The organism is Tardiphaga robiniae (assembly GCF_001618955.1).
GTDB lineage: Bacteria > Pseudomonadota > Alphaproteobacteria > Rhizobiales > Xanthobacteraceae > Tardiphaga > Tardiphaga robiniae_A.
The window spans coordinates 232,359-254,027 of sequence record NZ_LVYV01000055.1 but is presented as its reverse complement, the minus strand read 5'-3'; the positions used below and the strand labels follow the sequence as shown (position 1 = coordinate 254,027).

Annotated in this window: 25 protein-coding genes; 14 read left to right on the top strand and 11 right to left on the bottom strand. The window is 61.9% G+C overall.

Going from position 1 to position 21,669, the window contains the following annotated elements; all coding sequences use genetic code 11:
• Positions 1–109: 109 nt before the first annotated feature.
• The 5 genes from A4A58_RS27865 (at position 110) to A4A58_RS27845 (ending at position 3,684) form a co-directional block, all read left to right on the top strand.
• Complete coding sequence (locus A4A58_RS27865; RefSeq protein WP_068738387.1) at positions 110–1,639, top strand: recombinase family protein; 1,530 nt, start codon at positions 110–112, stop codon at positions 1,637–1,639.
• Between the two features lie 82 nt (positions 1,640–1,721).
• Positions 1,722–2,066: a hypothetical protein gene (locus A4A58_RS27860; protein WP_139069962.1), complete on the top strand. Its 345-nt coding sequence runs from the start codon at positions 1,722–1,724 to the stop codon at positions 2,064–2,066.
• A gap of 43 nt (positions 2,067–2,109) precedes the next feature.
• A complete protein-coding gene (locus A4A58_RS27855; protein ID WP_068738383.1) occupies positions 2,110–2,871 on the top strand; it encodes a S1 family peptidase in 762 nt (253 codons plus the stop codon).
• Between the two features lie 68 nt (positions 2,872–2,939).
• Entirely contained in the window at positions 2,940–3,302 is a 363-nt protein-coding gene (locus tag A4A58_RS27850; protein WP_244499894.1) for a hypothetical protein, read from the top strand.
• 172 nt (positions 3,303–3,474) lie between these two features.
• Positions 3,475–3,684: a hypothetical protein gene (locus A4A58_RS27845; RefSeq protein WP_068738381.1), complete on the top strand. Its 210-nt coding sequence runs from the start codon at positions 3,475–3,477 to the stop codon at positions 3,682–3,684.
• Between the two features lie 65 nt (positions 3,685–3,749).
• Here A4A58_RS27845 and A4A58_RS27840 read toward each other — a convergent pair whose 3' ends face one another.
• Both A4A58_RS27840 and A4A58_RS27835 read right to left on the bottom strand, forming a co-directional pair.
• Positions 3,750–4,058, bottom strand: coding sequence for a hypothetical protein (locus A4A58_RS27840; RefSeq protein ID WP_068738379.1), 309 nt, complete (start codon positions 4,056–4,058; stop codon positions 3,750–3,752).
• Positions 4,059–4,375: 317 nt separating this feature from the next.
• Positions 4,376–4,579, bottom strand: a complete 204-nt coding sequence (locus A4A58_RS27835) for a hypothetical protein (protein WP_139069961.1) — start codon at positions 4,577–4,579, stop codon at positions 4,376–4,378.
• A gap of 182 nt (positions 4,580–4,761) precedes the next feature.
• Here A4A58_RS27835 and A4A58_RS27830 point away from each other — a divergent pair, with 182 nt between their 5' ends.
• From A4A58_RS27830 to A4A58_RS30975, 5 genes are all read left to right on the top strand, one after another.
• On the top strand, positions 4,762–5,466 hold the full coding sequence (locus A4A58_RS27830; RefSeq protein ID WP_068738375.1) for a metallophosphoesterase: 705 nt from the start codon (positions 4,762–4,764) through the stop codon (positions 5,464–5,466).
• Positions 5,467–5,543: 77 nt separating this feature from the next.
• The gene (locus tag A4A58_RS27825; protein ID WP_068738373.1) at positions 5,544–5,726 is read left to right on the top strand and encodes a hypothetical protein; all 183 of its coding nucleotides are present in this window, start codon (positions 5,544–5,546) and stop codon (positions 5,724–5,726) included.
• Between the two features lie 81 nt (positions 5,727–5,807).
• A complete protein-coding gene (locus A4A58_RS27820) occupies positions 5,808–6,131 on the top strand; it encodes a hypothetical protein (protein ID WP_068738371.1) in 324 nt (107 codons plus the stop codon).
• A 72-nt stretch (positions 6,132–6,203) separates the two neighbouring features.
• Positions 6,204–6,353: a hypothetical protein gene (locus tag A4A58_RS30980; protein WP_204378215.1), complete on the top strand. Its 150-nt coding sequence runs from the start codon at positions 6,204–6,206 to the stop codon at positions 6,351–6,353.
• A gap of 12 nt (positions 6,354–6,365) precedes the next feature.
• The gene (locus A4A58_RS30975) at positions 6,366–6,515 is read left to right on the top strand and encodes a hypothetical protein (protein WP_158005751.1); all 150 of its coding nucleotides are present in this window, start codon (positions 6,366–6,368) and stop codon (positions 6,513–6,515) included.
• A gap of 130 nt (positions 6,516–6,645) precedes the next feature.
• Here A4A58_RS30975 and A4A58_RS27815 read toward each other — a convergent pair whose 3' ends face one another.
• The 9 genes from A4A58_RS27815 to A4A58_RS27770 form a co-directional block, all read right to left on the bottom strand.
• Positions 6,646–7,194 carry a tetratricopeptide repeat protein gene (locus A4A58_RS27815; RefSeq protein WP_139069960.1) on the bottom strand — a complete coding sequence of 183 codons (549 nt, stop codon included), beginning with the start codon at positions 7,192–7,194 and terminating at the stop codon, positions 6,646–6,648.
• Between the two features lie 1,428 nt (positions 7,195–8,622).
• The gene (locus A4A58_RS27805; RefSeq protein WP_068738365.1) at positions 8,623–9,042 is read right to left on the bottom strand and encodes a hypothetical protein; all 420 of its coding nucleotides are present in this window, start codon (positions 9,040–9,042) and stop codon (positions 8,623–8,625) included.
• 358 nt (positions 9,043–9,400) lie between these two features.
• Positions 9,401–10,147 carry an SDR family NAD(P)-dependent oxidoreductase gene (locus A4A58_RS27800; RefSeq protein ID WP_068738363.1) on the bottom strand — a complete coding sequence of 249 codons (747 nt, stop codon included), beginning with the start codon at positions 10,145–10,147 and terminating at the stop codon, positions 9,401–9,403.
• Between the two features lie 39 nt (positions 10,148–10,186).
• Positions 10,187–11,146: a sugar kinase gene (locus A4A58_RS27795; protein ID WP_068738361.1), complete on the bottom strand. Its 960-nt coding sequence runs from the start codon at positions 11,144–11,146 to the stop codon at positions 10,187–10,189.
• A 33-nt stretch (positions 11,147–11,179) separates the two neighbouring features.
• Positions 11,180–11,866, bottom strand: a complete 687-nt coding sequence (locus A4A58_RS27790; RefSeq protein ID WP_068738359.1) for an L-fuculose-phosphate aldolase — start codon at positions 11,864–11,866, stop codon at positions 11,180–11,182.
• 77 nt (positions 11,867–11,943) lie between these two features.
• Entirely contained in the window at positions 11,944–12,513 is a 570-nt protein-coding gene (locus A4A58_RS27785; RefSeq protein WP_068738357.1) for a peroxidase-related enzyme, read from the bottom strand.
• A gap of 15 nt (positions 12,514–12,528) precedes the next feature.
• On the bottom strand, positions 12,529–14,841 hold the full coding sequence (locus A4A58_RS27780) for a molybdopterin-dependent oxidoreductase (RefSeq protein WP_068738355.1): 2,313 nt from the start codon (positions 14,839–14,841) through the stop codon (positions 12,529–12,531).
• Between the two features lie 33 nt (positions 14,842–14,874).
• Entirely contained in the window at positions 14,875–15,642 is a 768-nt protein-coding gene (locus A4A58_RS27775) for a CoA transferase (protein ID WP_068738509.1), read from the bottom strand.
• Positions 15,642–16,448, bottom strand: a complete 807-nt coding sequence (locus tag A4A58_RS27770) for a CoA transferase subunit A (RefSeq protein ID WP_068738353.1) — start codon at positions 16,446–16,448, stop codon at positions 15,642–15,644. Before A4A58_RS27770 ends, A4A58_RS27775 begins: the two co-directional genes overlap by 1 nt.
• A gap of 251 nt (positions 16,449–16,699) precedes the next feature.
• Here A4A58_RS27770 and A4A58_RS27765 point away from each other — a divergent pair, with 251 nt between their 5' ends.
• The 4 genes from A4A58_RS27765 (at position 16,700) to A4A58_RS27750 (ending at position 21,600) form a co-directional block, all read left to right on the top strand.
• Positions 16,700–17,851 carry an ABC transporter ATP-binding protein gene (locus A4A58_RS27765; protein WP_068738507.1) on the top strand — a complete coding sequence of 384 codons (1,152 nt, stop codon included), beginning with the start codon at positions 16,700–16,702 and terminating at the stop codon, positions 17,849–17,851.
• Positions 17,848–19,641 (top strand): ABC transporter permease subunit, encoded by a 1,794-nt coding sequence (locus A4A58_RS27760; protein WP_068738351.1) that lies wholly within the window; start codon positions 17,848–17,850, stop codon positions 19,639–19,641. The genes A4A58_RS27765 and A4A58_RS27760 overlap by 4 nt, the downstream gene beginning before the upstream one ends.
• Before the next feature lie 31 nt (positions 19,642–19,672).
• Positions 19,673–20,761 (top strand): extracellular solute-binding protein, encoded by a 1,089-nt coding sequence (locus tag A4A58_RS27755; protein ID WP_068738350.1) that lies wholly within the window; start codon positions 19,673–19,675, stop codon positions 20,759–20,761.
• An 83-nt stretch (positions 20,762–20,844) separates the two neighbouring features.
• Positions 20,845–21,600, top strand: coding sequence for an IclR family transcriptional regulator (locus A4A58_RS27750; protein WP_068738348.1), 756 nt, complete (start codon positions 20,845–20,847; stop codon positions 21,598–21,600).
• The last annotated feature ends 69 nt before the right edge of the window (positions 21,601–21,669 follow it).

Genomic DNA, 21,669 nt, shown 5'->3' with positions numbered 1-21,669 from the left:
GTCTTCAGGCTACAGGTTCTCAGATTGGGAATGACTTTCTGAATATTGGCGCCGAATTGTACAAGACCATGGGGCAATTTTTTCAGAGCTTTTCAAGTAAGCTGCCGTGATGTTGCTCGCCGAGAACAGAGCCGTCCAGTACGTTCGTATGTCCACCGACATGCAGCGTCACTCTATTGCGATACAGGCGGAAGCGATTGCGCTCTACGCGGCACGCAGAGGATTGACAATCGTCCGAACTTACGAAGATGCTGGTCGAAGCGGCGTGACAATCGATGGTCGATCGGCGCTACAGACGCTCATTAGTGATGTGAGATCGGGCACAGCCGACTTTCGGACCATACTAATATACGACGTCAGCCGATGGGGACGCTTCCAAGATACGGATGAGAGTGCCTACTATGAGTTTATATGCCGATCCAATGGTGTGGCAGTCGAATACTGTGCTGAACAGTTCAGCAACGACGGCAGCCTGACGACCACAATCCTAAAAAACTTGAAGAGAGCGATGGCCGGCGAGTACAGCCGGGAATTGTCTGCGAAGGTATTTGCGGGGCAGGCAAAAGCCGTAAGGAATGGCTTTCATCGAGGTTCTACGCCAGGCTACGGGTTGCGAAGATGTCTCATCGAAGACGGGTCGGCTCAAAGAACCATCCTCAAGCTCGGCCAGCGAAAGAGGCTCTCGACGGACCGGACGATCTTGGTTCCCGGCCCAGCGGAAGAGATCGAGGTTGTCGATCGAATTTATTCACTCTTCATAGACCAGAAATTTTCGCTAAGCCGTATCGCAAGACTTCTGAACGAAGAAGGGATTGCAAACGTCGCCCAACGTCAGTGGAACGACGTTTCCGTACGAGAGGTTTTGTCCAACGAAAAATATATTGGAAGTGCGCAGTTCAACAAAACGTCAAGAAAATTGGGCGCGCCGAGCAGAAAGAATTTTAGATCGGAATGGGTCGAGAAAATCGGAGCATTCGAGGGCATCGTTTCTAAGGAGCGATTCCGACAAGCCCGGGAGCAGCTAGTCTACAATGCGCGAGCTTACCGCGACAGCGAGTTGCTCGATGCGCTAACTGCCATTTGGTGCAGTCGAGGGCGGATCAGCGCGGCTCTTATCGATTCGATACCTGTGATGCCTCGTGTGAACACATACAAGGAGCACTTCGGTGGGCTAGCGGCAGCGTACCAAATGATCGGCTATGCGCCTCCATTTCGTCGTGGCCGTAGCCCGCAGGCCCGGATTGTCATTATGAGCCAGATATCAGCAAAGCTCAAAGCGGAGGGGTGCCAGGTTGAGTGGCATTCGGGCAGTTCTCAAATGCTGATCAACCAGGAATTGGTGCTGGCTGTTGTTGCTGGATGTGCGACGCCCGGCTGCGGGAAAAATCAATGGCAGATTAAGCGATCGGCATGGGCTAAGCCGGACATCCTAGTGGCTGCGAGAGTGCACGACCAAGTGTCCACTGTCGTCGAGGACTATCTATTTATACCGCTTCTATTCCTGGCGAATGAGTCTTGGCTCACGATCTCAAGGAAGCGTCTACAGCGAATGGAGGCGTTTCGCTCACCGACGTTGGATCCACTTCTTGCACTGTGTTCCAGAGAACGAATTGGTCTCGTCAATGCCCCGCACACGTGAAATCGCAAGAGACCGCGCACGCATATATCGTGCGGTCAAAGCGAAGTTAGCCGATGAGGAGGCCAAAGCGAGGCGCGCTCGTTTGTCGCAGACTCTCGCAAAAGTGGCACAAATCCTCTCGCATGCAGAATTTATTGAGTTGGCGTCATCGCATGGCGTTGAATGGGCACCCCGGCGCCTCCTGCTTCGCGCGAGCAATGAAAGACAGGCGGAGGTTGCCTTGCGTCACGCTGAGTCGGTGCTCGACTTTGTAATCGCTTGGAAGTTTATCTTTCCGATGTTGTCGAACCGAGAAATGCTAGAATATCTTCAAAAGAAATGGCCGGGTTTCGTCGACGAATTCAAGGACACGTTCATCGCGCTTGTAATGAACGGGCCCTTCCTGGACGAGCGGCGAACGCCTCTCAGCACGACCTTCTTTCAATGACAGGTTTCTTGACAGCACGAGCCGTCGGGTTTCTACATCGCGGATGCGTTCTACAATTCTGATTTCATTGGCGCTTTCGATCCTTGGTTCTTCGGCCGCACAATGCCTGGTCGGCGGCGCCGGCGTGCGCGATGACGAGATCGGCCGCGCGGTGATCACCATTGTCGGCTCGCGCGGCAATTTCTGTTCCGGCGCGCTGATCGCACCGACCCTGGTGCTGTCGGCGGCGCATTGCGTGACGCCCGGCGCCAGTTACAAGATCGTGCTCTATGACGCCCAGCGGCAGCCGCAATTGCTGGCGGTGAAACGCGTCGCCGATCATCCGCAGTTCAATGCGGAGGGCATCAAGGCGCATCGCGCCAGCGCCGATGTGGCGCTGCTGCAACTCGCCGAGCCACTGCCCGGCAAGACCGCGCTGCCGCTCGGCGTGCCCACCGAGCCATTCGCTGCAGGGCAGAGCTACCTGGTGGCCGGCATCGGCGTCGCCGCGCGCGGCGACGGCAAGAGCGGCGGCACCGTGCGCGCGGCACAGCTCACCTCCACCAGCCATCCCGGCAAATTGCAGATCCGCCTGGTCGATCCCGCGACCGACAATACACGCGACGGCCTCGGCGCCTGCACAGGCGACAGCGGCGGGCCCGTGCTGCAACAGCAAAATGGCCGCAACATCGTGATCGGCGTGGTGTCCTGGTCAACCGGCGCCAAGAGCAGTGCCGGTTGCGGCGGCCTCACCGGCGTGACGCCGCTGACGCTGTATCGCGACTGGATCCTGCAGACGGCACGCGCCTGGGGCACGCCGCTTTGATCGCAGGCCTGTGCAAGCAAGCGCCGCGCAAGGGAGCCCTGGTTAATATCCGTGAAAGGTTCTCCGCTATGATCCCGCGAATCATGGGGGTCTCCGATATGCTGCGCCTGCTCATCCTTGCCGTTTCCGCGGCCATTTCAGCCGCTGCCCTGATCGCGGGCGCGCAGGCGGCTGACATGGCCGGCCAAGGCCGCATCGGCCGCCTGTTCGACGAGCCGGTGGTGAAGAGCCGCCGCGCCGTCGTGGTGAGGGATGAGCGGCCGATGGAAGAGCCGATCATGCAATATGCGCCGGAGGTCTATATCCCCTCCATCGTGCATGGCTATTACGGCAAGCCGGCGTCCTATTATTACCACAACTATTACGGCAGCCGGATCGAGACGATCTATAACCGCGCGCCCTATGGCTGCGGCTACTACGGCTATTGCTGAGCGTCACGCGGAACCCGCGCGCCAGCTGCGGAGGCTTCAGAGCGCAACAGTGTTTTCATGCGACAGCATTGGCTGCGACCTTGTGATATTGGCGTCTCTCATTCTTGTGAACTGCATTTCCGAAACGCCTCCCTAGCTAGAGGGTGCTTCAGCGCATCACGGGAAGTCGGTTATGGGAAAAGAAGAAAAGACCGAAGCCGAACTTGAGGAAATGATCGCCCAGCGCATCGTTGTCGGCGGCGTCTATGTATCGGTACGCAGGGATGCCCTGCTCGGCTGGCGGCCAATGGTCATCACTGCGCCGAAACACGCCACCTATGCGCAGCAACTCGCCGACGAAGTGGCGACGGACCTCCGCAAGAAATTCGTGCTGAAGGATTAACCAGTCCGCACCAAGAATTCAGGGCGCATGTCATCCCATGCAGCAGCATCATGCGCCCGTATCGCTTAATCCTTCTTCTCGGTCACGTTGCTGATCGTCTTGACGCCATTGCTCTCGGTATAGGTTACCGTGACGCGCTCGCCTGCATGCAGCGACTCTGGAACCGTGCGCAGCTTGAATTTTTCCACCGCGCCCGGCGTATTCGCGCCGACGGTTTCGCCAGCCGGCGCCTGCTTGATCACCACTTCGCTGGTGGTGCGATCGAGGATGGTGACGACCCCCGTGAAGGTCTGGTCAGCCTGGGCCGCCGATCCCGCAAAGGATCCCAGGACGGCAATCACGGCCGCACACGCGACGCGATCGGTCAGTCTCATTGTCGTTCTCCCAAAGCTTGCGTGAATGGAGGTAACGACTGCGGCGGGGGAATGGTTCCGAGAGATCAGTCTGGGAAAGGCAAAATCACAAAGCTGGTCTACTCACATAAGCCAATATGGAAATCCAAGCAGTCATGAGGAACAGAGGACAGGTCGCTACATCATCCCATGCGACGGCATCGATCCGTTTAGGTGATCAAACGCCGTGCGTTCGCTCGACGCTGCGGAACTTGCGATATCGGGCTGGGCAACTGCGCTGAATTCGTGACGCTCAACGAGGAGCGAGGAGCCGGGAACCGGGCCGCTGGAGGGAGCATTTAGCCGGAGGAGTGCATAGATCGCGCGCCAGTTCGGCGATCGTCCCTTATCCGTTCTGAGAGCGACAGCGGCAGGCCCAGCGCTCGGGCACGCTCGCGGCGCTCTTCCGCATTGATCTCGTTTTCTCGGCGTTCGAAAGCGGCTAGTTCGCGCGTGACCATCCGCTTGACGCGTTGTCGGGTGGTTTCTAGCTGTGTCGTCATGATCTTCTCCGTGGAGTGCGTTCTCATCGGACGTGTCGTCGCAGATTGCCAGGGCACCAAGACTATATGTTGTTCTGCGTTAATCGTGACGTGGTCAGGTTTGCGTGGCAATCTTGCACAATTGCGCGGCAAACGGCTGCGGCGCATCTGTGGATTATTGTGATCGAAGCCAGGAACGCGCAATGGCCGGAGAGGGTTCCCAAACATTTGTCATCCCCGATCTGCACGGCCGGCGCGATCTGCTCGATGCGGCACTGTTGCGGATCGAGGCGCATGCCGGCGGCAAGGAAGCCACCATCGTCGTGCTCGGCGACTACGTCGACAAGGGCCCGGATTCGCGCGGCGTGATTGCGCGTTTGCGGGCAGGGGTGGCGCCGGGTCTGCGGCTGGCGATGCTCAAGGGCAATCACGATGCGCTGATGGTCGGCGTTTTGCGCGGCGATGTTGCCGTGGCGAACTGGCTCGCGAAGGGCGGCGATACCGCGCTCGCATCCTATGGCGGCGACATCGCCGATGTGCCGGTGCATGACATCGACTGGCTCGATGGCCGGCCGCTGTGGCACGTGGATGCGCATCGCGTCTATGTCCATGCCGGCGTCGATCCCGCGCTGCCGTTGGCGCAGCAGGATCCCGTATTGCTGATGACCAAGCGCTATGCGGATGATGACGCGTCCGGCCATGATGCAGGTGAGGGCGCGCGCCATGTGGTGCACGGCCATGACCGCCATGCCGATGGGCCGCTGCTGAAACAGGGCCGCAGTAATCTTGACACTTATGCCTGGAAAACCGGTCGGCTGGTGATCGGCGTGTTCGATGACGCGCTGCCGGGCGGGCCGGTGGAGTTGATCGAGATCACCGCGCCGGCGGACCCGACCGCCATGCCCTGAGCGGGCCGGCGACCTCTTGAACCAAAGACTGTGCTGCGACGCCTAACCGGCAACGTCGCTGAATTGGTACCGTCATTATGTCCTTGATCGTCGAGCTGCTCATCGATATCGCTGTCGAATTCGTCTCCGATTTGACGACAGCGAAATGGCCGTTCGTCGGGGAAGTGGTGGGGCTGGTTTGCCTTGTGATTGGCGCGCTTGTCGTGGGACTGTCGTCGTCCGGCGCCGACCGCGTCAGGCGTTCGGCCTGCTGGCCGTAATCGTCATCGCATTTGCCGCCTTGTTGCTCCACCGCGCCTGGTGCCTGGTCGCGCGGCGGCGATGCCGACCGAGCGATTGCCATGAGTGTGACACCGGCGATGCTTGGCGCGAGCCAGGCGATGCGCGACAGGCTGTGGCCGTTCGAATTCACCGTCGAGGACAACAAGTCCCATGGTCCGGTCTGGATGGATGTCTCGGTGCTGGAGCCATTTGAGGTCGTCGGCCAGAACGGATCTGGCGGCGTCTTCGCGCTGGTCGGTGATATCAACCATGTGCTGCACCTGACGAGCGAAGGGCAGGCCCTCATTGTGGCGGCCAGCCTGCATGAGTTTATCGCGCGCATCCCTGGTGGGAGCAGATCGCGTCATCCGCCAGCGGCGACCTGGCCGATATGCGCGAAATAATCGCCGAGGACGGCGCGGAGCTGGACGCGGCAGCGATCGATAACGACCCGGCGATCGCCGACAATCGCCCGTTTGTTGCAGCAGCAACTCGGCCTCAGGATTCCCGCCGATCCGTTCGGCCTGCTGCATCATGCGCTGGTGATGCTTGGCGCTACTCACGATCTGCGCGATCTCGACGGTCAGCCGATGGAGCTGCTGTTTGGATGTCGGCCGGAAACCTGAGGAGATACGCCAATGCCAGACTGGGTCTTGCCGCTGCTGCTGCTGATCGGAATCCTCGCCGTTCTGTATCGCGCCTTCCTGCACACGCCGCGAGCGCCGCCCAGCGGCAGGAATCACGAAGAAGGCGTGACCAATTACTGGGACGTCCACCGCGATCGCTGACGGATGTCGATGCGCGGCGCCGCAGGGGCCCCCTCGAGCCAATGGAGCCGCTGTTCGGGCTTGCACGGCCGGGCACGGCGATCTGACATCACGGATGCAACGACACATCAGTCGGAGAGGATGAGCGCCGTCACTTCCTGACGTATTTTCGTGCCGTCAGCTGCGGATCGATGCCCGTGGCTTCGGCGAGGTCGCGGGCGCCGCCGGCGGTATCGCCGATCTGTTCCCTGGCGATGCCGCGCTGGATCAGCGATGACGCATCCGCGGGATCGAGGCGAATGGCTTCGCTGAAATCGGCAATGGCGCGCACAGGCTCATTCTTGTTCTGCCAGGCGCTGCCCCGGCTCCAAAACGCGACCGCCAGAGCGCGATCAAACATGATCGCAACATCCGCATCGACAATGGCGGCATCCGGATCGCCCGACAGCAGATAGCCGACCGAACGGCTGACATGGAGCATCGCCAGTTCCTCGCCGCGATAGTGATTGCGCTCGATGGCACGATTGCAGGCGGCGATGGCCCTGTCGTCGGTGTCGCCCAGGCAGATGTCATAATCGCCCGCCGGGCCGATTGGCGTCGGCATGGCGGCTGTGACCTGCGTCGCGCCGATGCCGGCGATCAGCGCGGCCACAGCCAGCATGCGGAAGTGGGACAGGCGTAGCGGCAGGGTCGCAGACATAGTGGGCGCTCGGGTGAGGGGTGATCGCGTTTCCCCTTGGTCGCCACTGAGGCTGGAAGGTTCGACGTCGCCCAGTTGCAGTGGAACTCCAAGAGGCTGACATTCGCCCTGTCGCTGATCCGACGGCGTCTTTCGTATCAAAATAGGATGATAAGCCCATAATTTGAACACACTTCGTTCAGACTATGTTCCTATAACGTGGGAGGCGATGGTGGACAGGGATGAATCTGCAGTGGCGAGAGTTTTAGATAGAGCGCAAGGCGTCCGCGAAGCGTTTGGTTGGCTCATCGGATCATGGATTGTGCTGCGGGCCATCGCGGCGGTAGATGGCAGGCGAAGGATAATGGGCGCGGGTTTACTCCTACTGTTAGTCTCAGCATTGCTGCGATTTTGGCCTCCCGTTTCACCCTGATGATTTCCGCCGTGACATCACGCCGCCATCACTGGATATTCTCGTGACCACGTTAACGTCACTCACCAGCACGGCAACGCGGTGGTGCGCTTCAAGGGCTCCAATGAGTCGCTGGTCTTTGATCTGGGCGGCTATGTCTTAGCCAAGCTGACTTTTGCCGATCAAACTTCGCTGGACATCTGCGCCTGGGGCCGAAAGTTACGGCCCGTCACCAGGCCCGCGAGGGCGACCGGTAAGGGCTTGCTTCGTTTGTTTTCTTATCGGGGGCATGCGGGCCGGCACCTTCGGCGCTGCGGCTTCTCCTCGCTGGCGCCACGATGTCGACGGCGTCCGCCGAAAAATCCCGCCGGTACCATTCCACGCAAGGTGTCAACTCGAAGCAGCCCTAGCCAATTCGGCATACCTTACCCCTCCGTAAGGCCGCCTCAGTGGCGGCCCTTTCATTTTGGCGACCTTGAGGCGGATCGATGGATAGTATCGAAGCCCACGCGCGGTTCGTTTAGGATCTTCGCCAGAGGATCGTGTTTCGGAGTCGTCCGAGGGGATGCCGTCGGTTTGTGCCGGCGCTCGACGACCATGGCGCGCTCGGCATTGGCCGCGCGCGAACCGTGCTCTTCAACAAAGCCGATCCTGGGTTCGTCGAGCAGCTTGGACTGCCATGCTTTTGTATTCGTCATCCCGCCACTCTACCCGATGGCGTGCGGCCCTGCAAAAGCCCGCAAGTGAGGGCGGGTGGAGACCGCACGCGCAACGTCGCCCTGAGCGGAGTATGATCGCCCCGGCGACGTTGGTTCAACACTGGGCCTCAAATCCCCAGCGTAAGTTGGTACGATGGATTTAGCTAAAAGGTTCAAGGGAACCCAAGAAAAAACGCCGGAGGGTATCGAGCGGGCTGTGGTGGTCTTCGGTTCGGCGATATGCCGCGAGACGTCGAGCATAGCCCAGACCCTACCAATGCAATGAAAACCCGCCGAGCTGCGCCGGCGGGTTTCTTCTACCTACTGGCGATACGCTCGTCAGGGAGTGGTCCGAGCGACCCGCGGCGTCGCAGCAGGCGCAGTGGTCTTGTTTTTCTGGATTGCCTGACTGACCGGTAATTGCAGCACGATTGCCTTCTGCCCGGGCCTCAGGTCTGTGACGAGGACAATCCTGCCATTTGAGAATTCCAGCGCGTCGTGGTGATTGTGATACTGGCCCAACTCAATTTGGCGGAAACGGGCTAGTCGATCGTTGACGTTGCGGCGAAACACCCATCCATCGACGCGGACGTTTTCTTCAAAAGCGATCTCGGTGCCAGGGCGAAGGCATACCGCAACGTTCGGGTCGTCGAAGCTTGCGAACCCTTTGGTTGTCGTCGAAGGAAATCTTGTCGATACCAACCTATCCGCCACCTCTGCGGGACGGTTGGCGACCGCGTGCAGGCTGTAATCACACATGGATGTGCTCCTATGGACGGCCACCCAGCAAATGCTGCAACATTCATGAACCTCGTTGGTTGCGGCGCAGGGCAAAAAAAGCTGCCGGCCTAGGCGGTCGTAACTTCATTCTGACCGCGCCAAAGTCCCAAGCCTAACGTCCAGATAGGACGCGTCCAGGATCGCTTCGATGTCCGACCGCTGCCTTCACATTTGCTCGAAGCGCTGCGCAAGCGTTCGTGAGTATGGAGCAGGAGCCACCGCATGGTTCAGCCTGTTGCTGTCCATGCAGTGGTGCGCGGTCCCGGACACGCACGTCCGCGGAAGTCCTACAGGGTCGTGCGTTCGCTACCGGACGCCGATTTCGGATTGATGTCGCTCAGCTGTAGAAGATACCGCCATCCACGTTGAGTGCCTGGCCCGTCACGAAGGCGGAATCGTCGGAGGCGAAGAATGCGACGGGGCCGACGACGTCTTCCGGCTCGCCGAGCCGATGCAGATCGGTGATCTTCTCGAAATAGGTGACCCGCTCCGGATCGCGCAGATTGTTGCGGCCCATTTCGGTCAGGATGATGCCGGGGCATACGGCATTCACCGTGATGCCGTGGCCACCGAATTCCATCGACGACACCCGCGTGAAGCCCACCACAGCGGATTTCGACGCGGCATAGTGCGATTGGCCGGGGCCGCCCGTGCGTGCAGCCAGCGAGGCAATGTTGACGATGCGCCCGTATTTGCGCTCCTTCATGTGGACAACCATCGCCTGGGTCATCTGGAACACGCCGCGGACGTTCACGGCGAAGGTCTGGTCCCAGTGTTCGGGCGTGGTCTCCTCGATGGTCGCGAGACGCAGGATGCCGGCATTGTTGACGAGAACATCGACATGGCCGAGACCCGCGACCGCTTCCGCAACCGAGCGCTGGCAATCCTCGAGCTTGCTGACATCGGCCAGAACCGGAATGCAGTTGCCGCCGAGCTTCTTCACATCCGTGACGGTCTCCAGCAGCGCGCTCTCCTGCGCTGCGATGTCGGTCAGAGCGAGATTGTAGCCCCGCTTGGCGAGGCCAAGGGCGATGGCGCGTCCGATTCCGCGGCTGGCACCTGTGACGATGGCATGTCTGGTCATGTGATGTTCCTGCTTCTATGAAAGCTGTCGACGGATGAATTAGGCGCGCGCGCCGCGGACGGGCAGCGTGTTCATCGCCTTGACCGTCTCCTCGAAGGACACGAGATTGGCGCCGGAACCGAGCCCCGTCGCGACGATGGCGGCGGTGGCTGTCGCCAGTTTTGCGCAGTCCAGCAGGTCCCAGTCGCGGACGAGGCCGGCGATGAAGCCGCCGGTATAGGAATCGCCGCAGCCGGAGGTGTCGCGCACCGTCACCTCGAAGGCCGGTACCGTGAATTGCCGCCCGTCACGCGTCATGACGAAAGAGCCGTGCTCGCCGAGCGAGATCGCGCAGGCACCGGCGCCCTTACCGATGAAATATTGCGCGCAGGCCGCGGGGTCGTCGGTGCCGACCAGCGCGTGGGTCTCGTCGATGCTCGGCATGAAGAAGTCCGTATAGGGCATCAGCGGTTCGACCAGCGCCAGCGTCTCGCCGCGTGCCTGGATGAGATCGACGGTGGTGATGCAGCCGGCCGCCTTGGCATCGCGCAGCAGCGCGACCGTGGGCTCGCCGTCCATCGCCAGCAGCGACCCGACGCCGCCAAGATGCAGGACCTTGCTGCGGCAAGCGGCTTTCTGCGCTTCGGGCGAAATCTTCCAGCGCGCGGAGGCGCCGCGCGCATGCAGCACCGGCCGCGAGCCATCCGGACGGATCGGCAGGATGGTGGCGGAGGTCGGCACGCCGGCCATCCGCTCCATCACCGAAATATCAATGCCCTCGCGCTCCATCGCATTCAGCACCCAGTCGGCCTTCTCGTCGGCGCCGACCGCGCCGACAGCGAGCGCCTTCAGTCCGAGGCGCGCGCAGGGCACCACAGTGCCGCCCGCGGTGCCGGCGACCGTGAGCCGGATCTCATCGATCAGCGCGCGGCCGCCGCCGGCCGGGATTTCAGTGATGGGGACGCCGAGGACGTCCAGGATGTAGGTGCCGCAGACGCTGACGTCGTGGGGATGGGCCATATGGCAAGTCTCGCAATTGTTGGTGCTGGTTGGTTAGGTCGAGGTTTTCGGCGTGCCGTCGCTGTCGCGCAGGCCGTATTGTCCCCATCGCTTCAGGATGCTGTCGATCTCGGCATCCGGCAGCAGCGGCGGCGTGCCGAGTTGCAAGCAGCCGTGATACTGCTTGGCGAGCACCTCCACCTCCACCGCAAGCCACATCGCCTTGCGCAGATTAGGGCCGATAGCGATCAGCCCGTGATGGGCGAGCAGGCAGGCGCGGCGATAGCGCAGCGCCTCCAGTGCCGCTTGCGACAATTCCGCGGTGCCATACTGCGCATAGGGTGCGCAGGGGATGTCGTTGCCGCCGGCCGCCGCGATCATGTAGTGGATCGCGGGAATGCTGCGGTTCATGATTGCGATGATCGTGCAGAAGATCGGATGCGCGTGCACGACGGCATTCGTTTCTGGCTTGGCCTTGAGTATGTCGAGGTGGAAACGCCACTCCGTCGAGGGCACGCGGCCTTGCGGTGCCGTCCACGAGCCATCCCATTTCATCGCAACGATGTCTTCCGGCCGCATGCTGTCGTAGGGAACACCGGACGGCGTCAGCAGGATGCCGTCCTCGGTGCGGACGCTGATATTGCCCGACGTGCCCTGATTGATACCAGCAGCCGACATTTCGTGGCAGGCATCGATGATGGCCTGCCGGGTTGCGACGTCTGCGGGGCTTGGATGCGTCATGGCTTGTTTCCTCGAAAGTCGTCGCTGCGGCTCTTACCGGCCGCTGCGGGCGATCATTATATCCGGTGTGAGGCGGGTCAGCGCCCCATGGCGAAGAACTCGTCGTTCGGCCGCATGCTGGTGACATTCGCTAACCGGTTCGACATGCCGAAGAAGGCGGCGATGGCAGCGATATCCCAGACGTCGTCCTCCGTGAAGTCGTGGCGCTTCAGCGCCTCGATATCGGCATCGCCGACTTCGTAAGCCTGCATCGAGACCTTCATGGCGAAATCGAGCATCGCGCGTTGCCGCGGCGTGATATCAGCCTTGCGATAGTTCACCGCGATCTGGTCGGCAATCAGCGGGTTCTTGGCGCGGATGCGCAGGATGGCGCCATGCGCCACCACGCAATATTGGCACTGGTTGGCATTGCTGGTGGCCACCACGATCATCTCGCGCTCGGCCTTGGTGATCGGGCCTGGCTTGTCCATCAGCGCATCATGATAGGCGAAGAAGGCGCGGAATTCGTCGGGCCGATGTGCCAGCGTCAAGAACACGTTGGGCACGAAGCCGGACTTTTCCTGCACCGCGAGGATGCGGGTGCGGATGTCCTCCGGCAGGCTGGAGATTTCGGGGACGGGGAAGCGGCTGATGGCTGGGGTGGTCATGGTTTCTGTTTCCTCTCAGGCGGTCGCGAGTGCAACCAGTCTGTCCTGGTATTCTTCAAAAGCGTCGCGTTGATCTGCAATATGGGGTTCGGCGCGGACCAGGCATGTATGCGCCGAGCAGCCCTGGCCGAATTGCGAGGTGCCGATGTCTAGCGTCAGCACGTTCGGATTGCCGGCGACTTCGAGACCCGTCTCGGCGCGCGGGGTGAACCAGGCGCCGGTCGGCAGCACCAGCACGCCGGGGCGCACGCTGTCGGTGACGTCAGCAGTGGCGAGGCAGGCGCCACGTGCATTCCAGATGCGGATGGTCTGTCCGTCACTGACGCCGCGTGCGGCGGCGTCGTCGGGATGCAGCCGTGCCTGTTCGCGGCCGTTGCGCTTGTTGGCCACGCTGGCGACGCCGGTTTCGATCTGGCTGTGCAGTCGGCCGGCCGGCTGATGCGAGATCATATGCAAATCGGACGCATCGCTGCCGTTGCCGAGCCATTCCGCCGGCTCAACCCAGGCCGGATGCGACGGACAATCGGCATAACCGAGCCGGGCGAGGGTCTCGCTGCCGAGCACAATCTTACCGCTTTCGGTCTTGAGCGCATGCGCCTCGGGATCGATGCGGAAATCGGCGAGGAAAGTGTGGTCGGCGCGCACCGGGCAGCGCGCGTAGCCGTCGTGCCAGAATGTTTCGAAGTCGGGCATGTCGAAGCCGAGCCGCTCGGAAGCGTCCTGCCGACTCGCCTCGTAGAGATGACGGACCCAGCCCATTTCGTCGCGGCCTTCGTTGAAGCGGTCGGCAACGCCGAGCTTGCCGGCGATGCGGTCGAAAATCTCGAAGTCGGGCAGCGAGTCTCCGACCGGCTTGATGGCCTGCTTCATCGCGATGATGAAGTCGGAGCGCTTGTTGCCGGCGAGGTCATTGCGTTCGATCGATGTGGTTGCCGGTAGCACGATATCGGCGCGCTGCGCCGTCGCGGTGAACATCGGATCCTGGACGATGATGGTCTCGGGCCGCGTCCAGGCTTCGGACAGCCGGTTGAGATCCTGATGGTGATGATAGGGATTGCCGCCTGCCCAGTAGACCAGCCTTGTGTCCGGATAGGTTCGCGTCTCGCCCTCATAGGTGAAGGTCGCGCCGGGATTGAGCAGCATGTCGCTGATGCGCGCCACCGGGATGAAACTGTCGATCGGGCGCGTCAGTTGCGAGATGGCCGGTGACTTGCCGAGATTGAAGGGCGAGCCGACGCCGCCCAGCGAGGCATAGCCGTAGCCGACACCGCCGCCCGGCAGCCCGATCTGGCCGACGATGGAGGCGAGGCCGAGTGCTGCCCAGAACGGCTGCTCGCCATGATGCGCGCGCTGCAGGCTCCAGCTCACGGTAAGCATGCTGCGGGTATCGACGAGGCGTCTCGCCAGCTGGCGGATGCCATCGGCATCGAGCCCGCAGATCTCCGCGGCCCAGGCTGCATCCTTGCGAATGCCATCGGACGAGCCGTCGAGATAGCCGAGCAGTCGCTCGGCGCCGCTGGTGCAGCGATCAAGGAAATCCCGGGCGGGCCGGCCTGCCTTCACGATCTCGCCGGCGAGGCCCAGCATCAGCGCGGTATCGGTGTTCGGGCGGATCGGCCACCATTCGGCATCGACCCAATCCGGCATATCGTCCTTCAGCGGCGAGACGTGAACGATGCGGATGCCGCGCTCGGCGATTTTCCTGAGATAGGATTCGAGGCGGTGGGCGCCGATGCCACCGGCTTCGGTCTGCGCGGTGCGCGGCGACAGCGCGCCGAACACCACCAGCGTCTCGGTGTGTGCGGCTATGGTGTCGAGCGTATTGGCCTGACCGTCGCAAGCATCCGAGCTTCCCAGCGTATGGCGCAAAATCACCGGGCCAGCAGCAATGGAATACGTATCCACATGCCGGGTGAAACCGCCGACCAGATTGAGCATGCGCTTGAGCAAAGACGACGCATGATGCAGCCGGCCCGAATTGGTCCAGCCATAGGAGCCCGCGAAGATCGACGCATTGCCATGGGTACTGGAGACGCGGCGGATTTCGTCGGCCACCAGCGTGGTCGCCTCATCCCAGCTGACGGACACGAACTTCTCCGCGCCGCGCTTGCGCCGATCGCTGTGTTCGCGCTTGTCGAGCCAGCCGGAGCGCACCATCGGACGCAGAACGCGGCGTTCAGGATTGGCCCATTCCGGTACCGAATGGATGATCGGCGAGGGGGCGGGATCGTGGGCGAACGGCTCGATGCCCACGATCTGCTCGTCCTGCACGAGGATCGTATAGGCGCCCCAGTGACTGCAATGCGGGATCCGCTTGATCTCACTCACGCATCGTCTCCGTGTCGTTGCTGGCCGGTCCCGTCAGGATGCATGGGACAGCGGCCGTTCGATCTCGCGCCGCATCTGCGCGGCGAAGTCCGGATAGGTTTCTGCGACCTCGTCGTAAACACGCCCGCGCAGCAAAGCCAGCGTCTGCGGATTCGGCAGCGCGGTCTGTTCCGGCTGGCTTTCATGGGCGAACTGAAAGCCGGTGGCGTCCTTGATACCTGCGAGGTCGTGTCCGGGATGGATGCTCTGCAGGTCGAAGCCCGGACGCGTCTTGTCGAAGCGGAACAGCGCCTTGCTGGTCAGCAGTGCGATCGGGCCGCCACTGCGGTAAACGCCATCGTTGCTGACGCCGGGCGTGCTGATGAAATCCACCTTCTCGACCAGAGCGCGCGGCGTGTGCTCCTCGCGAAACAAGATCACGCGCGGCACGACGTAATACAGATAGGCCGATCCGAACGAGCCGGGCCATCGCACTGGCGTCTGCGGATAGTCGCCGGTGCCCACCAGGTTGACATTGCCGCGGCCGTCGATCTGGCCGCCTCCGAGGCAGAAGGCATCGATGCGGCCCTGGCCGGCGCAATCGAACAGTTCGGCCGAGCCGTTGGTGAAGAAATTGTGCTCCACCGATCCGAGAATCGAGATGCGCGGGCCTTTCTCTCCGGCTTGCTGCCTCAGTGCGCGCAGCAGCATGGCGCCGGCCGCGGGGATCGGCGAGGACGCGCCGACAGCGACATGCCGGACGCCGTCGAGCAGTTTGGCGATGGTGCAGATCAGGATCTCGCGCGGGTGAACCTCGCTCATCATGCGGGTTCCATCTGTGCGTTCGTCATGTAGTCGGCAAAACCCACGGCGCTGCGCGCGGCGCGCGCATAGCGCAGGATCTCGGTGGTGTCGGTCGGATATTCGCCCCACAGGCCGTAAGGCCACGCGCCCTTCGGCGCGACGGCGACTTCGGTGACATAGAGCGCCGGCAGCGCGCCCGCCGCGCTCATCTCGCTGGCGAGCAGGCTTTCGTCCACGATGCGCTCGACAGTGACAAGCGTGGTGGCCGATGCATAGGCCATCGCGGCGAGCTCGCGGCGTCGCCCGATCCACACATTGCCGAATCGGTCGGCCATCGGTGCATGGAAGATCGTGATGTCCGGTTTGATCGCGGGGATGAGCACGATGGGATCGCCGCCATCCGCCAGCGGATTGTCGATAACGCGCCAGTCGCTGCGGTGGTGCAGCAGGTCGCTGCCGATCAGCCCGCGCATTGGCATGAATGGGCTGCCTTTTTGCGCGGCCATCAGGCCGGCATGGATAGCGGGGCAGGTGGCGTCCTTCAATGCGATCGCGCCGTCCTTGACGGCTGCGTTGAAGCGCGGCGCGCCGCCGGCTTCGCCGAGCAATACGGCGCTGGTCTCGACCGACCGAACCAGACCGGCACCGATGAGCTGGTCCACCTGAAGGCCACCGGTCGGCACACAGACCAGATCGAGATTGCGCGCGTTGCGCTCAATGATCGGGCGCGTCATCGCCATCGAGACGCCGGCATAATCCACCGGCAGCGCCAGCCGGACTCCCGGCTCCACATACTTCGCCAACGCGCGAAGATCGCTTACCACAATTCGCCTCCCGATTTATTTGTTCTATATTGTAGAACGTAGTTCTAAATAAAATTAGTCGCGCGGCGCCGCGGCTGTCAATCCGTTTGTGTCGCGGAGCGCTTTGCGGATAGGGGAAAATGCAAAGCCGTCGGTAAGTCGATGATGATTGGCGCGGCGTCGCACCGCGCATTCACTTGACAAGACGATGCGTCATGCCAACAATAATTGGAATAACGTCTCATAATATAGAACGACCAGGGAGGTTGATGATGGCTGAGCCATTGGCGCTGCGCGTGGGATATCCCGGCGCGGGTGTTCGGGCATCGCAGTCGGGCGGCGCAAGCGAGCGTCAGGTCATCGGTTCGCGCATTGCAGTTCGCGATGCCGAGAAACGATACGGCCAGTTCCATGCCGTCAATCGCATCAATCTCGATATCGAACCCGGCGAATTCATCACGCTGCTCGGCCCGTCCGGTAGCGGCAAGACCACATTGCTGAACCTGCTGGCCGGTTTCCAGAGCCTCGACGGCGGCGAGATTCTCGTGGACGGCAGGCCGGTGCACAACGTGCCCACGCATAAGCGTGGATTCGGCATGGTGTTCCAGAGCTATGCGCTGTTTCCCAATATGACGGTGACACAGAATGTCGCGTTCCCGCTGCGCATGGCCGGCGTCGATCGCGCCACCACCGAGCGGCGCGTCGCCGAGACGCTGGAAATCATGCGTCTGTCGGATCATGCGAACAAATCGCCGTCGGAAATGTCCGGCGGACAGCAGCAACGCGTCGCGATTGCGCGCGCCATCGTGATGCGGCCGAAGGTCGTGCTGATGGACGAGCCGCTCAGCGCGCTCGACCGCCGGCTGCGCGAATCGATCCAGATCGAGATACGCGATCTGCACCAGACGATCGGCAGCACGATCCTGTTCGTGACGCATGATCAGGGCGAAGCGCTCACCATGAGCGATCGCATCGCCGTGCTGGATGCCGGCAAGATCGTGCAGATCGGCCGCCCACTCGAGATCTATCGCCACCCGTCCAATCGTTTCGTGGCGTCGTTTGTCGGCGAGAGCAATCTGATTGAAGCCGAGATCATGCAGAAGCGCGGCACCACTGTGACGCTGAAGAACCGCGCCGGCTATGTGTTCGATGCCGAGAGCCGCGACGCCATCGATGTTGGCCGCGTCACCGTGCTGGTGCGGCCCGAGCGCATTGCGATTGCCAATGAGCCGACCGCAAGCTCGACGCCGGTGACTGTGACGTCGGCGATCTTCCTTGGTGAGATCCTGCGCATCGAGGCGCAGATGGACGGCGGCGACACGCTGCTGATCCGCTGCACCGACACCGCTAGGCGGCCGCTGCCCGATGTTGGCGATCGCCTGCATGTGAGCTGGGGTCCGGAAGACTGCTGGGTGCTGACATGACGACGATCTCGCTGTCCGAGGAGCCGCGGCATCAGGCGAGTTCCAGCCTGGCCATGAAGCTCAAGAACCCCGCGCTGCTGCTGCTGCCCGCGGTCGCTTTCCTGTCGTTCATCTATCTGCTGCCGCTGGTCGATCTCATTCGCATCAGCATCAGCGGGCCGAGCTGGCTGACCTATTTTCAGCGCGTCTTTGCGGTGCCGCTCTATTGGGAATCGCTGGTCCGGACTATGCAGATCTCGGTCACGGTCGCATTCCTGTGCCTTTTGTTCGGCTATCCCACCGCGCTGCTGATCCATCGCACCCGCGGCATTACCCGTGCTCTGATCGCCACCGCGATCGTGCTGCCATACTTCATCGCGATCCTGATCCGCACCTATGCCTGGATGGTGCTGCTCGGCCGCAACGGCCCGGTCAACAAGTTCCTGGTATCGATCGGTATCCTGAGCGAGCCGGTTCAGCTCTTGTTTCATCGCGGCACAGTGCTGCTCGGCATGACGGCGGTGCTGCTGCCGCTGATGGTGCTGACCATCTATTCGAGCGTGTCGCGGCTGGATCCTGGCCTGACGCGCGCGGCGCTGGCCAGCGGTGCCGGGCCCATCGCCGTATTCTGGCGGGTTCTGCTGCCGCTGACGCTGCCCGGCATCGGCGCCGGCTTCCTGTTGGTTTTCGTGGCCGCGATCGGCTTCTTCATCACGCCGACGCTGCTCGGTGGCCCGGGCGACCAGATGTTCGCCATGCATATCACGCAGCAGGCGGACTCGGTGACGTCGGAGGGCTTCCTGCAAGCGCTGGGCGTCGTGCTGTTGCTGATCACGCTGCTGGTGGTCGCCATCGCCGGACGTTTCCTTGGCCTGGAATTCATCTGGGGCGGGCGCAAGCTCACCGAGACGACAGCAGGGAAGGCCGCACTAGCGGCAACGTCCGGCACCGCACGTCGCAGCTTCGGCAGCGCATTCGCTGACGCCATCGGCTGGCCGCTGCTCCGGCTATTCGGCATGCTCCCGGCCAGTTGCGGCACATGGACGGTCCGTCTGATGGGCGGCGTGGTGGTCGCGCTGCTGATCCTACCCATCATCGTCGTCATGATCATCTCGTTCAGCAGCGCCAGCTATCTGACCTTCCCGCCGCCGGGCTTCTCGCTGCGCTGGTACGAGCAGTTCTTCTCCGACACCAACTGGATGCGCGCGTTCTGGACATCCGCGCTGATCGCGGCAGTCTCGGCCTTCATTGCGGTCGGTCTCGGCACATGCGCGGCGCTGGGCATCGTCAGGGGTAATGTGCGCGGCAAATCTGTGATCATGCTGCTGCTGGTCAGCCCGATCATCGTGCCGCCGGTGGTGCTCGGCCTGTCGCTTTACACGCTATTCCTGAAGTTCGATCTGGTCGGCTCGGTGTTTGGCCTTGCGGCGGCCCATGCCATCGGAGGTTTGCCGATTGTGGTGGTGATCCTGTCTGCTGCGCTGCAGGGCGTGGACTCGCGGCTCGAACAGGCCGCCGCGGTCCATGGCGCGTCGTCGCTCACGGTGCTGCGGCTGGTGACGCTGCCGGCCATTGCGCCGGGCCTTGCGGCCGCGACCTTCTTTGCGTTCCTGCATTCGTTCGACGAATTGGTGCTGACCCTGTTCCTGTCGAGCGCGCAACTGAAGACGCTTCCGTTGATGCTGTGGGGCGACATCAATTACCGGCTCAATCCGGTACTGGCTGTCGTGTCCACGCTCGAAGTGCTGCTGGTCGTGGGAGGACTGTTCCTCGCCCGGCCAGTGCTCGCAACGTCGCAAAAAGCGACCTGATGACAAACGATCAAACAGGAGGAGACATACTATGCTGGGAATGAAACGCTTTAGGCTGCCGGCCTTGGCTTCGGCGGCGTTCATCGCCATGGGGACGGGTCTGGCCGTTGCCCAGAGCAACGTCGTCATCATGCAGGATCCAGGCGGCGGCTATGGCGATGCGCTGCGCAAGGTGATGTACGATCCGTTCGAGAAGGAAACCGGCATCAAGGTCGTCACCGTGCAGGAAGCGCGCAGCGGTCCGCGCATCAAGGCGCAGGCCGAAGCCGGCAAGGCGCAGTGGGATCTGACCTTCATCTTCGATCAGGAAACCAAGCTGCTCGGCGACTGCTGCCTGGCTGACATCGACTATTCCAAACTGTCGGAATCCGCGCAGAAGACCCTGGCGGCGATGCCGGACAATCTGAAGCGCAAGAAGGGTATTGCGCTGCAGGTGATCGGCGTCGGCCTCGTCTACAACAAGGACAAGTTCAAGGGCGATAAGGCACCGCAGAACTGGGCCGACTTCTGGGACGTGAAGAAGTTTCCGGGGCGCCGCTGCATGCCAGCCTGGCCGCGCTTCACCTTCGAGGCCGCGCTGATGGCCGACGGTGTCGACAAGAGCAAGCTGTATCCGATCGACATGGAGCGTGCGCTCAAGAAGATCAAAGAGATCAAGCCGCATATCGTCAAATGGTGGACCACCGCCGCGCAGCCGCCGCAGCTGATCCTCGATGGCGAAGCCGATATGTGCCAGGCCTATACGGGCTCGATGAGCAAACTGGCACTGGAAGGCGCTCCGATTGATCTCACCTTCAATCAGGGCTTCGTCTATTACGACTTCTTCTCGATCCCGAAGGGCGCGCCGAACTACGATAACGCACTCAAGCTGCTGTCCTGGCGTCTCGACCCCAAGCGCGCCGCCCAGCTGACCTCCACTTTCCCGGTCGCGCTTCCATCGAAGGTCGTGTTCGACGCGGCGACGGATAAGAACGTCGCGCGCTATTGGGCGAACAATCCTGAGAACATCTCCAAGGCGATCGAATGGAGCCCGGACTTCTGGGGGGCGCCTTCGCCCGCTGGCAATTCAACCAATGAAGAATATGCGCAGGAAAAGCTGAACGCACTGCTTGCCCAGTAAATCGCGCCATACAACAATGAGGCCGGCGGCCCAGGGCCGCCGGTCTGTTCGCAACAGAGAACTCCCCCACATCGGCTGCTTGGATGGATAAGGCATTTATCAAGGGACTGAGGCTCGTCGAGGCGCTCGCGATGAGCGAGCAGCCGCGCGGGGTCACCGATCTCGCCAATGAGCTGAAGTTCACCAAGAGCAATGTGCATCGACTGCTGGCGACGCTGCAATCGCAGGGCTTCGTTCGCCAGATTCCGCCGCACAGCACCTACGAGCTCACAACCAAGCTATGGGTGCTCGGCAATCACGTCATTCAGCGCATGGATCTGATCCGTATCGCACGCCCGGCGATGACGACGCTGGCTGAAGTCACCGGAGAGACCGTTCATCTGTCGGTGCTCGAGGGCACCGACGTTGTCTATGTGGACAAGATTGAAAGCGCGCATCATATCCGTGCGCATACCAGCGTCGGCATGCGTGCGCCTGCATTCACCATGGCAACCGGGAAGGCGATGCTCGCGCAAATGCCAGACGAATATCTGGAGAACTTTCGCCCACATCTCAGGCGTTATACGGATACGACGCGAACGACCATCGAGGAGTTGCGCGAAGACATCCATGCGGCACGGGTACAAGGCTACTCGTCAGTGTTGCATGGCGAATGGCGGGAAGGTATCGCCGCCTGTGCTTGCGCCATCGTTGGACGCTCCGGTGAACTCGTTGGAGCCATCGGCATGTCTGGCCCGGACATCCGGGTCAAACGAAAGCAGATCAAGGAATACGCCGTTCACGTGATGGAAGCGGCGCACACCATCGGCCTGGCACTCGGCCATGTTCGTGCGACGTGAACGCGGTATTTTTCCGGCGAGGGGCGCTGTTCACTAGTTAGGCTCTGATTCGCAGGGCGGGCAGACTTA

Excerpts from the sequence above, each read along its gene's own strand:
- A4A58_RS27775 (WP_068738509.1), bottom strand. The coding sequence starts at position 15,642 with ATGAGCGAGGTTCACCCGCGCGAGATCCTGATCTGCACCATCGCCAAA.
- A4A58_RS27790 (WP_068738359.1), bottom strand. The coding sequence starts at position 11,866 with ATGACGCATCCAAGCCCCGCAGACGTCGCAACCCGGCAGGCCATCATC.
- A4A58_RS27805 (WP_068738365.1), bottom strand. The coding sequence starts at position 9,042 with ATGTGTGATTACAGCCTGCACGCGGTCGCCAACCGTCCCGCAGAGGTG.
- A4A58_RS27845 (WP_068738381.1), top strand. The coding sequence starts at position 3,475 with ATGGGAAAAGAAGAAAAGACCGAAGCCGAACTTGAGGAAATGATCGCC.
- A4A58_RS27815 (WP_139069960.1), bottom strand. The coding sequence starts at position 7,194 with ATGTCTGCGACCCTGCCGCTACGCCTGTCCCACTTCCGCATGCTGGCT.
- A4A58_RS27840 (WP_068738379.1), bottom strand. The coding sequence starts at position 4,058 with ATGAGACTGACCGATCGCGTCGCGTGTGCGGCCGTGATTGCCGTCCTG.
- A4A58_RS27800 (WP_068738363.1), bottom strand. The coding sequence starts at position 10,147 with ATGACCAGACATGCCATCGTCACAGGTGCCAGCCGCGGAATCGGACGC.
- A4A58_RS27760 (WP_068738351.1), top strand. The coding sequence starts at position 17,848 with ATGACGACGATCTCGCTGTCCGAGGAGCCGCGGCATCAGGCGAGTTCC.
- A4A58_RS27755 (WP_068738350.1), top strand. The coding sequence starts at position 19,673 with ATGCTGGGAATGAAACGCTTTAGGCTGCCGGCCTTGGCTTCGGCGGCG.
- A4A58_RS27855 (WP_068738383.1), top strand. The coding sequence starts at position 2,110 with ATGCGTTCTACAATTCTGATTTCATTGGCGCTTTCGATCCTTGGTTCT.
- A4A58_RS27765 (WP_068738507.1), top strand. The coding sequence starts at position 16,700 with ATGGCTGAGCCATTGGCGCTGCGCGTGGGATATCCCGGCGCGGGTGTT.
- A4A58_RS27830 (WP_068738375.1), top strand. The coding sequence starts at position 4,762 with ATGGCCGGAGAGGGTTCCCAAACATTTGTCATCCCCGATCTGCACGGC.
- A4A58_RS27820 (WP_068738371.1), top strand. The coding sequence starts at position 5,808 with ATGAGTGTGACACCGGCGATGCTTGGCGCGAGCCAGGCGATGCGCGAC.
- A4A58_RS27835 (WP_139069961.1), bottom strand. The coding sequence starts at position 4,579 with ATGACGACACAGCTAGAAACCACCCGACAACGCGTCAAGCGGATGGTC.
- A4A58_RS27795 (WP_068738361.1), bottom strand. The coding sequence starts at position 11,146 with ATGGCCCATCCCCACGACGTCAGCGTCTGCGGCACCTACATCCTGGAC.
- A4A58_RS27865 (WP_068738387.1), top strand. The coding sequence starts at position 110 with ATGTTGCTCGCCGAGAACAGAGCCGTCCAGTACGTTCGTATGTCCACC.
- A4A58_RS27825 (WP_068738373.1), top strand. The coding sequence starts at position 5,544 with ATGTCCTTGATCGTCGAGCTGCTCATCGATATCGCTGTCGAATTCGTC.
- A4A58_RS27785 (WP_068738357.1), bottom strand. The coding sequence starts at position 12,513 with ATGACCACCCCAGCCATCAGCCGCTTCCCCGTCCCCGAAATCTCCAGC.
- A4A58_RS30975 (WP_158005751.1), top strand. The coding sequence starts at position 6,366 with ATGCCAGACTGGGTCTTGCCGCTGCTGCTGCTGATCGGAATCCTCGCC.
- A4A58_RS27750 (WP_068738348.1), top strand. The coding sequence starts at position 20,845 with ATGGATAAGGCATTTATCAAGGGACTGAGGCTCGTCGAGGCGCTCGCG.
- A4A58_RS27850 (WP_244499894.1), top strand. The coding sequence starts at position 2,940 with ATGATCCCGCGAATCATGGGGGTCTCCGATATGCTGCGCCTGCTCATC.